3 protein-coding genes and 1 tRNA gene are annotated in these 2,974 nt (G+C 37.8%); all 4 read left to right on the top strand.

Features of this window, described 5'->3' with window-relative positions:
- The first annotated feature begins 18 nt into the window (after positions 1–18).
- Positions 19–101: transfer RNA gene (locus BFA01S_RS21225), tRNA-Leu, on the top strand.
- 263 nt (positions 102–364) lie between these two features.
- Positions 365–988: a MarC family protein gene (locus BFA01S_RS21220; RefSeq protein ID WP_066235587.1), complete on the top strand. Its 624-nt coding sequence runs from the start codon at positions 365–367 to the stop codon at positions 986–988.
- 555 nt (positions 989–1,543) lie between these two features.
- Complete coding sequence (locus BFA01S_RS21215) at positions 1,544–2,020, top strand: cell wall hydrolase (protein ID WP_066235585.1); 477 nt, start codon at positions 1,544–1,546, stop codon at positions 2,018–2,020.
- A 23-nt stretch (positions 2,021–2,043) separates the two neighbouring features.
- On the top strand, positions 2,044–2,499 hold the full coding sequence (gene gerQ / locus BFA01S_RS21210) for a spore coat protein GerQ (RefSeq protein ID WP_066235580.1): 456 nt from the start codon (positions 2,044–2,046) through the stop codon (positions 2,497–2,499).
- Positions 2,500–2,974 lie beyond the last annotated feature (475 nt).

Below are 2,974 nucleotides of genomic sequence, written 5' to 3'. Positions count from 1 at the left end.
CCATTTTTTAAAAATTACGCGGTCGTGGCGGAATGGCAGACGCGCTAGGTTGAGGGCCTAGTGGGGGCAACCCCGTGGAGGTTCAAGTCCTCTCGGCCGCATCTTATGGATAAATATTAAGGTATTCTACATAGTGTAGGATGCCTTTTTTTGTTTTTCTAATGAAATGAGTGGTTATGACAGGGATTTGTAGTTATTGGAAAAATGGATTTGTTCCAAAAGCAAGTAGACGGAATGTGTCGACAGTTCTAAGTGAAGTATGAAATATAAACGGATGACATTGTTGTGTTTTTATATATGTGGGTAATATATGAAAATGAGTTCGAAGAATATATAGTTTGTAAATAGGGAAGGAGGAAACTTTTTGATCACTTTGCTTTTTAAAGTAATAGTATCATTTTTCGCTGTTATGAACCCGATAGGAAATATCCCGATTTTTATTTCCCTTACCAACGGTTATTCCCAGGAGCAAAAAAAACGTACTGCAAGGAAAGCTGCAATTGTTTCTTTGTGCATCCTTACTGTATTCCTTATACTTGGTAAATTTATATTTGCTATGTTTGGGATTACTATTCATGCATTCCGGATAGCTGGAGGGATTCTTATTTTTGGAATTGCCTTTAATCTTTTGCATGCTAAAACATCAAAAGCGCAGACTCCCCATTCGGAAGAGAAAGAGGAGGCAGCGGAAAAAGAGGATATATCGATTACTCCTCTTGCACTGCCTATTATGGCTGGACCGGGAACTATTGCAACTGTCATGACACATGCAAATTCTTATGATATTCCAAATTTAATTGTAGTTTTCGTAAGTTTTTCATTGGTTCTTGCACTTTCTTATGTACTGTTTTACTATTCAACGCCTATTATTGCTAAACTCGGACAAGGTGGATTGAACATTATTACAAGGTTAATGGGTCTGATTCTTGCTGTTATATCTATTCAGATGATTGCAGAAGGGATAAAAGGTCTTTTTCCTCATTTGTGAAGAATATAAACTAGTTTTGGAAGGCTGAATGTAGGTGGTAGAAATAATTTTTTGTTTTCGCATTACATCTTAATGCTAAGTTAGATGTTTGTGTTACTGTTGAAAATTAAATAATTTCTTTTTAAAAGATGAGACAGCTGATATAGTAATTATGTAATGTCCCTCATATTATCCACTTGAATACGATATTCATAAAATTTTGAAACTATGTGGTTTATTAATTGTAGTGAGGAATATATAAAATTGTTACTTTAAGTCCATTACATGGGATTTCTGTATAAGACGAAGTATAATAGTATAAATAAAATTGAAAAGGTACGCCCTATTGGGTGTACCTTTTTTACGTTGTTTAGAAAGAGTGGTCACATCTTGGATATCTTTCTATTGCTTAATGATAGTTTTAGATTCTATGTAATAAGATGTAGCGTGAATCTAGGGAACTGGACAAGGTTTTTTTCATTGGGGATACAGTTTCTGAAATTTGGGCTGATAGGCAAGTTACCAAAGTCGGCTTCAAGCAATAAGTTACCTGTATAAGCCGAAAGGGATGAGAAAATGGGTAGACGAATAAAGCATAATTCACGTGATGTGGAGGAGTTAGCAAGGCTCATGATGGCGGAAGCGATAGGTGAAGGAGCCCAAGGGATGAACATGGTGGGATCGGTCGTGGCCAATCGGGTCGAGGCTGACTGTGCCCCTGACTTTAAAAATCTACGCAATATTAGGCATGCCATTTATCAAACTATACCTGGAACTGGAATCCCTCACTTCGAGCCTGTCTTAAATGGAACATTGTATACACAACGTCCCAAAGAAGCTGACCTCCAAAGGGCCAGGAATTTGTTGCATGGTGATAGGGATCCTCGGGCTAGAATGAATTTGTGGTTTTTTAACCCTAGTCCAGGGCAAAAGTACCGAGCTCCTTGTAGCCCTACAATGCCAAGATCACCTATGACGAAGTTCGATTTTTCGCATAAGAATCATTGTTTCTATGTCGCTGTACCAGGCTACTGTGAAGAGTTTTATAGATAAATTAAAAAGGAGATGATCTTCTCATGTTTTATGAAGACTCTAATTATTATCGACAGAATTATTATCCAGGTTTCTCTCCATCTTCCATGATGCAGGGCAATGTCACACAACCTTCCGGCTTCCCGCCTTCTGGCCCTGCGTATAACGTTCCAATGGGAACTGGGCAACAAACTGAGCAAACTCAGGTAGGTACGATGCAAGAATCATTTATCGAAAATATCCTGCGTTTCAACAAAGGTAAGATTGGTACATTTTACTTTACTTACCAAGGTAACAATAAATGGAATGCAATGGTTTACCAAGGCCGCGTAGAAACAGCTGGTCGTGATCACATCATCATCAGTGACCCGGCGAGCGGCAAACGTTATCTGCTGCTTATGTCAAATCTTGACTGGGTGGAATTTGGAGAAAGAATTAACTATCCTCCTTCTCTGGAATCAAGTCCAGAGGTTCAGGAGTCTCTGATGAAAACGGAGTGAATTTATAAGCTAAAACCCAACCCGTTTACTTCCTTTTCGGAAATGAACGGGTTTTTAGTTTTGATCGAATATTAAAGTGCGCATTTGTATTTCTTAGGTGGCGAGAGGGAATGATTGTGGGTTAATATTCAGAAGCAAGTTGTGCCTATTGGCGTCGATTTCATGGATATAACGCAGTTGGTTTAGGAGTTGAAGTACCTCTATGAATGAGAAGGCTTTATTTCTAAATTATAAGTGACGTTTGATAGTCAATTTTATTTTATGGGAAAGTTGTTGACAATGAGGGATCAGGTCTCTATAATAGATCTAGTGACCTGGTGAAGCAATAAAAGTTGCTAGGAATATGTAAGGTTACAATGTAGCTGAAGCTAACAGAAAGAAGTTATAGTCTTCTGGAAGCTTTAATTTTTTAAAAAGTTATTGACTTTCATTTTGAATGTTGATATTATAGAGAAACCGCTTCTTGAATAAAAGC

This window comes from Metabacillus fastidiosus NBRC 101226 (genome assembly GCF_001591625.1).
In the GTDB taxonomy this organism is placed as follows: Bacteria; Bacillota; Bacilli; order Bacillales; family Bacillaceae; genus Metabacillus; species Metabacillus fastidiosus.
The sequence above is the reverse complement of the archived record's forward strand: the minus strand, read 5'-3'. Positions and strand labels throughout refer to the sequence as shown.